Origin of the sequence: Yoonia sp. (assembly GCF_017854565.1) — a bacterium.
In the GTDB taxonomy this organism is placed as follows: domain Bacteria; phylum Pseudomonadota; class Alphaproteobacteria; order Rhodobacterales; family Rhodobacteraceae; genus Yoonia.
On the sequence record NZ_JAFMHJ010000076.1, the window covers coordinates 1 to 8125 of the forward strand.

Sequence of the window (8125 nt, forward strand, 5' to 3'; positions counted from 1 at the left end):
CCATCATCGCAAGGGTCGTCAGAAACGAAGGGATCCCGATGCGGGTTGTCAGCCAGCCGTTGAACATGCCGACCGCGAGGCCGGTGGCAATACCTGCCGCGACCCCACCGATCGGGCCCGCTACGGCGATGGCCATAGCAACGGTTACCGTCGTCAACCCGGCAACCGCACCTACGGAAAGGTCGATCTCTCCAGCCGACAGAACGAAGGTCATTGCGATCGCCATGACGGCAATCATCGCCGTCTGCCTTACGATGTTCAGCAAGTTGTTGGGGTTCAGGAACCCCTTGTCGCTCAACGTCACCGCGAAGATCAGAAAGATCACGACAAAGCCGATGTAGATGATGTTATGCCGCCAATTCGCGAACAGGGTCCTGCTGGGGGCTGATACTGCATTAGCCATGTGTGGCCTCCTTTGCGGTCAGAGCTTTCTGGATCTCGATCTGCAGGCGCCGCTCGGCGGCTTGCAGGGCATGTTCGGGGTTGGTCTCGGTCGGATCGTCCAGATCGGCACGGTCCAGCATCTGATGTGCGCGGCCATCGGCCATCACCAAAATCCTGTCACAGGCGGTCAGAAGTTCCGAAAGCTCGGATGAGATCACCAGCACCCCTTTGCCCGCCATCGCAAGGTCGCGCACCAAGCGGATGATTTCGGATTTCGATCCGATGTCGATACCTGCGGTGGGCTCATCCAAAATCAGGATGTCGGGGTCAGTGGCCAGCCATTTCCCGATGACGACTTTCTGCTGATTGCCGCCCGAAAGTGTAGAGACAGCATGATCCCGACTGGCCGTCTTGACTGACAGACGCTGGATCATCTTGTCGGTTATCTCGCGGGCTTGGATCCGATCCACAAGACCACCTTTAGTGATGCGGCCCAGAACGGCCATGACCATATTGTCGGCAACGCTGTGGGCAGGGATAATTCCCTGCGTGGCGCGGGCTTCGGGCACCAGTGCCACCCCTTCGGCAATCGCATCTGCCGGACTGCGGATCTGCACCGCGCGGCCATTGATGGCGATCTCGCCCGCGACGGCAGGTTCAATCCCCGCGATCACCCGCGCCAGCGCCGAGCGGCCTGAGCCGAGAAGCCCTGCCAACCCCAGCACTTCACCCCGATGGAGAGTAAAGCTGACGTTTTCGGGCTTGTGCGGCCCAGAGACGGCCTTCAGTTCTAGCAACGCATCGCCTTTAGTCACCTCGCCGCGCAAGACATCAGCAAACCCCTTTGATCGTCTCCCGACAATATGTTCGATCATTGTGTCAACATGCAGATCAGCCATTGGCGCCGTGATTACGTGACGCCCGTCGCGCAGGATCGTGGCGCGGTCCGCGATGCGGGCAATTTCATCCATCCTGTGACTGACATAGATGATCGCCACACCCTTGGCCTTCAGCTTACGCAGGAATACGAACAACCGTTCTACATCTGAAACGGCCAGTGCAGTCGATGGTTCATCGAGGATCAGGACCCTTGCGTCCTGGCTGATAGCCTTGGCAATTTCTGTCAACTGCTTCTGCCCAGCTCCCAAATCCCCCACTAGGGCACGGGGGTTTACCTCCACTTCCAGCATCTCGAAGATCGCTTCGGCGCGGCGGATGGAGTCGGCGTCATCGATCAAGCCGCGCGCATCGCGGGCCTCGCGTGTCAGAAACACGTTCTGCGCCACGGTCAGGGTAGGAACCAGTGACATTTCTTGAAAGTTCATCGCTACGCCCGCAGCACGGGCAGCTTCGGGCGTAGCACCGGCAAGTTTCTGGCCCGCCACCTCTACAGTGCCTTCATCGGCGCTATGCACCCCGTTCAGCACCTTTAGGATAGTCGATTTTCCGGCCCCGTTACCGCCCAGCAAGGCATGGACCTCGCCCTCCAGAACTTCTAGGTCGACGTTGTCTAACGCCCGTACACCGCCGAAGCATTTGGAGATCCCAGTCATGCGAACTGCAGCAACAGGGGTGGTCATTTTACCGATTCCCACTTGCCGGTTTCGCCCGAACGCAGCATGGCATCGGCAACCAGCTCTGTCAAAAGCCCGTCTTCAAAGTTGGGGCTGGGCTGCTCGCCAGAGGCGATGGCGCTGAAGAAGTCGAAACATTCCACGATCTTCGTCTCAGAATAACCGATGCCCAAGCCCGGAATCGGCCACAAGCCATTTCCGTAGGGGTGCGCAGGGCCAGTATAGATCGTGCGGAACCCGCGCGCATCCGCCGGATCGTCGGCGAACATGACCTGCAATTCGTCACGGCGTTCGTAGTTAAAGTGGATCGACCCTTTGGTGCCGTGGATTTCGAGCGTGATAAAGTTATTGCGGCCCCAGGCATTCCGCGTCGCCTCAAGACTCCCGATGGCACCGCCATCAAAGCGCAGCATCGAGATCACCTCGTCGTCGACATCCACCGGCGCGCGCTCTACATCGGCAGCCTTTTCCGACGCACCCAGCTTATCGACGCCGCCTTGTTGGATCGGGCGCGTTTCCACATAGGTCTTGGTCATTGCGATCACCTCGGCGATGGGGCCGACAAGATAGTGCGCCAGATCGACGACATGGGTGCCGATATCGCCCACCGCGCCAGAGCCCGCGATCTTTTTCTGGAACCGCCACGACAGCGGGCCATTCTCATCAGCCGACCAGTCTTGCAGATAGGTGCCACGGAAATTCAGGATGCGACCGATGCGGCCTTCGTCGATGAACTTCTTCGCCAAAGCCACGGCGGGCGTGCGGCGGTAGTTGAATGCAACCATGTGGATTATACCTGCGGCCTTGGCCGCTTCGGTCATCGCGCGAGCCTCTTCAACAGTGCGCGCGAGGGGTTTCTCGCAAATTATGTGCTTGCCCGCTTTTGCCGCCGCGATGGCGATTTCGGCGTGGACGTTGTTCGGGGTGCAGATATCCACGACGTCAATATCCGGCCGGTTTATCACGGCACGCCAGTCGCTGCTGGCCTCGTCGAAGCCGAAGCGTTGACGCGCCTCTTCGGCTGCTCCATCAGTAATATCAACCACGATCTTGCGGTGCGGAATGGCCGGGGCGGGCCAGAAGAACATTGGCATCGACGCATAGGCCATGGCGTGCGCCTTGCCCATGAACCCGCCGCCGATCATGGCGACATTCATCACTTTAGTCATTTTGAGTCTCCGTGGCTGAGGGAGAGGCATCGGTCCGGCCAGGAAATAATCTGCCGAGCCGAAGACTCAGATGTCGCGCGGGGATTATCCCCGCGCCACAGTGATCATTGCATCGACGACTTGATGTTGTCGGTCGCTTCGGCGGAGTAGACTTGCGTCCAGGCTTCCAGCAAGTTTTCCCTTGTGACGGGGAGCGCGGGCAGTGCTACAAATGCCGGGGCCTCTTTGCCCAAAAGTGCGTAGCCAGCCAGTTTGGCCTCGACGATACCCGCATCATAAGGACGCTGCGCACCAAGACCCTGAATAAAGCCGTCCTGTGCCATGTTAATCGCCACGTTTTCACCAAGGTCCACGGTTGTGATGACCAGATCATCCCGCCCTGCCGACCTTGCGGCGGAAATCACGCCTTCAGCGGGCACGTCCCAGACAGCCCAAATACCCTTGATCGACTGGTTTGATATCAACATCGCCCCAGCTGCCTTTTCCGCGTCGCCAGAAAAGTCCGGCCCGCCGATCCCTTGTTCTGCCACGATCCTAATTTCGGGGTAATCGCTGGTGATAGTCGCCTTGAAGGCATCGTAGCGCTGCTTGGTCACGAAGAAGTCGGCGGCGTGATAGACAAGACCGATATCCCCACCGTCCGGCCCTAGGGCCTTGGCCATCAGATGTGCTGCGGCGACGCCGTTGCCGTAATTGTCCGCCGAGACGACTGAGACAAAGTCCTCACCGGCCACAAAACCGGTCGGCACGTTGTCCATGAATACCAAATGGGCCCCTGCCTCGGACGCTGCACGATAAGCCGCCGCAGTGGCGGTGGGGTCAGCGGGGATCGACACGATGATGTCTGGTTCTTGCGCCATAATGGTTTCTAGGTCGCTGACCTGCTTTTCCGGTTTGAACCCGGCATCGGTAACCGCGATGACTTCGATGCCCATCGCGGCAAACTGCGTCTGTAGCCCGTTAATCTGGGCGCGAGACCAGTCATTGCCGCCGTAGTGCATGACGATGGCGGCGGTGGCCCCCATCGCCCGGATCTGAGCCATTTCCTCGTCGCTGAGGACAACGGTTGACGGCGCCGTCGGCTCTTCGCCGTTCGGTCCCTTGGATAGCACAGTTTCCTGTAGCGCGGCCAAGGCTGCGTCAGGGTCGGCGAAGGCGGGGGCGTTCAGCCCGAAGGCCAGCGCAAAGGCGGTAGCCGAACCTAAAAGAACACGTCGATTGAGCATAATTTCTTCCTCCCAGAGAAGAGATGGGGGGTCACCCCCCGGTAAAGGGCCTGGCTGTCAGTCCGCCATCGCCCGGTTCAAATATTCCATGCTGATCCGCGCCCCTGCGGCGGGGTCGTCCCAGCTGTCCAGTTCGGTACATATCCAACCCGCGAAACCCACGTCCCGGATCGCCTCAAGGATTGGCCCGGTCGGCACGTCGCCTCGGTCTAGTGGGGTGAAGGCAAAGGGGTCTTTCTGGAACCCCTTTAGATGGATGTAAGAAATGCGCGCCGCGTGATCGCGGATGAGTTGCGCAGGATCGCCCCCGGCAGCGGCCAGATGTGCCGTGTCCGGGCAGAAATCGATTGCCGTCAGATCGAATATCTTGGCAACCTCGGACGGCCCCTCAACGATGGTGGACAGGTGCGGGTGATAGTGTGCGCGCAATCCCCGGGCATCGGCAATCGCCTTGACGCGGTCCAGCGCGCCGCCCAGCTTGTGATAATCTGTCTCGCGCACTCCGTCGAACCGCTTGGCCCCGCCGCCCACCACCAGATGCGGCGCATCAAGTTCGGCGGCACGGTCAGCTGCACGGGTTACTCGCGCAAGTTCATCTGGCAGGATGTCGTCGAAAATGAAGTTCCCACCGGCGTAGGCTGCGACCAGCTTCAGCCCGTTGTCTGCCAGACTTTGCCGCATTTCCGCAGCTGACGCATCCAGCAAGTTACCGTCGAACAGCTCCACCCCCTGATAGCCCGCCGCCGCAATGTCGGCAAAGGCGCGATCCATTGCGCCAAAGGTGCGATAGCTGAGTTGGGTGATTGAGGTGACGCCCTCGGCATTACCGCCCAGCGCCCCCCAGCAATTGGCGTGATACGCCAGCTTCCATCCGGCCATCTGTGACCCCTCCCTCATTGCGTGTCCGGCGCGGTCTTGCCTGCCGAAGCGATCTTCCTGACGGCCGTCTTGACCGTGAGAGAAGCAGTAGGACCGAAATCAGCATAGGTCAACTGTTTTTATGCATAAGTTGTATGACTTTTGCATATTAAATGCAAAAGTATCCACTTGAACGACGGAACCAGGCCGACTATTCCTGTTGCACCTACTTGAGGAGCCTCTTTTGCCGATGGACGCGAATGCCGCCGCCGAATCATCCCGCTTGCGCGGTAAGGGCCGTCCGCGCACCAGCGAAACGGCAATCCCCTCGCTGATTGAAATCCTGAACTTGATCCGGACTGAGCGCGCTTCGACGCGGCAGGAACTGGAGCGAGAGGCTGAGCTGGGCCGGGCAGTGGTGGCGGACCGACTGCAACTGCTATCGGATCTGAACCTTGTCGATGAAAGCGAACTCGGCCACGCGACTGGTGGGCGAGCACCGCGCCTCGTTAAGTTCTCGGCCCGTCGCGGGCTGATTTTGCTGGCGACGCTGGATCAGATGTCGATCGGTGTAGGCGTTTCGGATCTGTCGGGAAACCTGCTGACCCAACACCACGAGGCCGCCAACTTGACCGCCCCCGTGGCACAACTGGCAGACAGGCTGACGTCCCTTTTCAACTGGTGTCTGGAACGTCAGGTCACGCCCACCGCGCCTTGGGGGATATCCCTTTCGGTTCCCGGCACGGTGCCTTCCGGGCGCGACGATGCCTTCATGACCACCACGCCTCCCGTCCTTCCCGCATGGGAAGACTTCCCACTGGTTGAAACCCTGACCCGCCAGTTTGGCGTGCCGGTCTGGATTCGCTCCAGCGTCGAAACCATGGCGATGGGCGAATTGCACGCCGGTGCCGGGCACGGCCTGCGCTCCATGCTGTTTGTAAAGGTCGGCCGCCGGATCGGGGCGGGGATCGTCTGCGATGGGCAACTTTACCGCGGGGCGCAGGGAGCGGCGGGGTTGATCGGTGCGCTGCCAGTGGTGTCGGACGGGGTAACCGGCACGCTGGACGTGATGGCAGGCTCCGACATGATCGAGCGCGAAGGGCGCGCCGCGGCGGAGAGCGGCCGCAGTCCGGTTCTGGCAGATCTCTTGCGTCGCGGAGCCGAGATTACATCAATTGAAGTGTCACAGGCCGCTCAGATCGGCGATCCTGCGGCGTCGGCGATCCTGTCGAAGTCGGGGCATCTTATCGGGCAAGTCGTAGCGACCCTCGCCAACGCCCTGAACCCCGAGATCATCGTGCTATCGGGCACGCTGGTCCAGACCAATGACAATCTGTTGGCGGGCATCCGAGAAACGGTTTACGGAGCGTCCCATCCATTGGTGACGCGGGATCTACGGATCATCTGCTCGCAGATGGGCAGTTCCGCCGGTCTGGTCGGCGCCGCGCGGGTGGCATCCGAAGCGCTGTTTTCACCTTCCTTCCTCAAGGACTGGATCCTTCACGGAAAACCGAACATGCATCCCGGTTTCGTCGCCTACCACGGCCCTGCCGACAAGGCCGAACCGCCGCCACCAAATCATTTGCCGCCATCTGACCCAGGGAGGATCGCACCGTGACGATTTCGGGACTCGGGCCCCATGGTGAGCGCGCATCGCCGCCCGAACGGGTCAGCCTGCTGCCAGAGGATCTGGCCGCCGCGAGGGCGGCAACCAGACGCGTGGCCATCGTGCTGCATACGCTGGACGGCGATTGGACCAAACAGCAGATCTCCGGCATGCTGGGCATCTTCGGTGATTGTGGTGTGGTCGTCACCGAGGTGATCGATTGCGGTTTCTCCGTGAATCGGCAGGTGTCCGAATTAGACCGACTGATCGTGGCGGCACCGGATGCAATCGTGGCGTTGCCCGTGGCCAACGAACAGGTTGCAGCTGCATTCCGGCGGGTTTCGGAGGCTGGCATCCGACTGATACTTCTGGAGAACGTTCCCACGGGCCTCTTGCCCGGAACGCATTACACCTCGTTGGTGTCATCGGATAATTTCGGGTTGGGAAAAATGGCCGCTGCTGGCCTTGCCCCGCATCTGGTCGAGGGGGCGGCGGTAGGTGTCCTTGGCTTTGCAGCAGACTTCTTCGCCACAAACGAACGCGAGATCGCCTTTGCTAATTGGTTGCAGGCCAACCGCCCCGACGTGCGCAGTCATGTCCGGCGGTTCGGTGACATGGATGAAGCCGCCGAACTCGCCCTGCAGATGATTGCGGACCACCCCGATATCTCGGCCTTCTTCGTGGTCTGGGACACGCCCGCGAACGCGGTGGCGACCCGGCTGCAGTCGGCGGGTTACACACCTGCTATGGCGACGGTCGATTTGGGCGAAGATGTCGCCATCGCGCTGGCAGCGGGGCGGCAATTCGTCAGCGTGGCCGCCCAATTGCCCTTTCAGCAAGGGGTTGCCGCTGCCTGTACGACGATCCTCGCACTTTTAGACCGGACAGTACCGGCCTGGATCGCCATACCTGGAATGTCCGTGGCTCAAAGCAATGTGGCTGACAGCTTTCAGATCATCTGGAGAAAGCCTGCCCCCCGCGAGGCTCTGCGCTTGCTTGGCCTTGCGCCCTGACGGCAAGAGTCGAACCGTTCGCTCGGTGTCAATTGGTTGAGCTGCATAGACTCCTGCAGCGCTGACGAGAAACCGCTATCTTGAACTCCATCAAAACGAAAACGCTGTCAGTCAATGACCGAGGAGGGTCGTCCTTGCTGACCGTTGGAAAGCTACGGGTGCGAAGACAGCCAGCAATAGCGCGGTCCGTTTGGGCTCACTGCTGCCTTGCGGCGGCACTGACAAAGGTTTAATTTTGAGGATTGCTCAATGTCGGCTCTCGCGGGAGGGGCAATCCGAGTTCACGCTCGCAGCG

6 protein-coding genes and 1 pseudogene are annotated in these 8125 nt (G+C 60.5%); 2 read left to right on the forward strand and 5 right to left on the reverse strand.

The features are described from left to right. The 5 genes and pseudogenes from QZ196_RS16615 to QZ196_RS16635 form a co-directional block, all read right to left on the reverse strand. A pseudogene (locus QZ196_RS16615) lies at window positions 1-403 on the reverse strand (ribose ABC transporter permease); the annotation flags it as partial. Then, window positions 396-1937, reverse strand: coding sequence for a sugar ABC transporter ATP-binding protein (locus QZ196_RS16620; protein ID WP_296428430.1), 1542 nt, complete (start codon window positions 1935-1937; stop codon window positions 396-398). The gene QZ196_RS16620 and the pseudogene QZ196_RS16615, both read right to left, overlap by 8 nt. Window positions 1938-1960: 23 nt before the next feature. Continuing rightward, window positions 1961-3127: a Gfo/Idh/MocA family oxidoreductase gene (locus tag QZ196_RS16625; protein WP_296428433.1), complete on the reverse strand. Its 1167-nt coding sequence runs from the start codon at window positions 3125-3127 to the stop codon at window positions 1961-1963. A gap of 104 nt (window positions 3128-3231) precedes the next feature. Then, window positions 3232-4353 (reverse strand): substrate-binding domain-containing protein, encoded by a 1122-nt coding sequence (locus tag QZ196_RS16630; RefSeq protein WP_296428435.1) that lies wholly within the window; start codon window positions 4351-4353, stop codon window positions 3232-3234. A 57-nt stretch (window positions 4354-4410) separates the two neighbouring features. Beyond that, window positions 4411-5232, reverse strand: a complete 822-nt coding sequence (locus QZ196_RS16635; protein ID WP_296428437.1) for a sugar phosphate isomerase/epimerase family protein — start codon at window positions 5230-5232, stop codon at window positions 4411-4413. Between the two features lie 229 nt (window positions 5233-5461). On the opposite strand from QZ196_RS16635, the gene QZ196_RS16640 reads away from it, so the two are divergent. Continuing rightward, the gene (locus QZ196_RS16640; protein WP_296428439.1) at window positions 5462-6829 is read left to right on the forward strand and encodes an ROK family protein; all 1368 of its coding nucleotides are present in this window, start codon (window positions 5462-5464) and stop codon (window positions 6827-6829) included. Further along, window positions 6826-7830, forward strand: a complete 1005-nt coding sequence (locus tag QZ196_RS16645) for a substrate-binding domain-containing protein (protein WP_296428441.1) — start codon at window positions 6826-6828, stop codon at window positions 7828-7830. The genes QZ196_RS16640 and QZ196_RS16645 overlap by 4 nt, the downstream gene beginning before the upstream one ends. Window positions 7831-8125 lie beyond the last annotated feature (295 nt).

What these genes read in the sequence shown, in the direction of transcription:
- QZ196_RS16625 (WP_296428433.1), bottom strand. Translation starts at nt 3,127, where the DNA reads ATGACTAAAGTGATGAATGTCGCCATGATCGGCGGCGGGTTCATGGGC.
- QZ196_RS16620 (WP_296428430.1), bottom strand. Translation starts at nt 1,937, where the DNA reads ATGACTGGGATCTCCAAATGCTTCGGCGGTGTACGGGCGTTAGACAAC.
- QZ196_RS16630 (WP_296428435.1), bottom strand. Translation starts at nt 4,353, where the DNA reads ATGCTCAATCGACGTGTTCTTTTAGGTTCGGCTACCGCCTTTGCGCTG.
- QZ196_RS16635 (WP_296428437.1), bottom strand. Translation starts at nt 5,232, where the DNA reads ATGGCCGGATGGAAGCTGGCGTATCACGCCAATTGCTGGGGGGCGCTG.
- QZ196_RS16640 (WP_296428439.1), top strand. Translation starts at nt 5,462, where the DNA reads ATGGACGCGAATGCCGCCGCCGAATCATCCCGCTTGCGCGGTAAGGGC.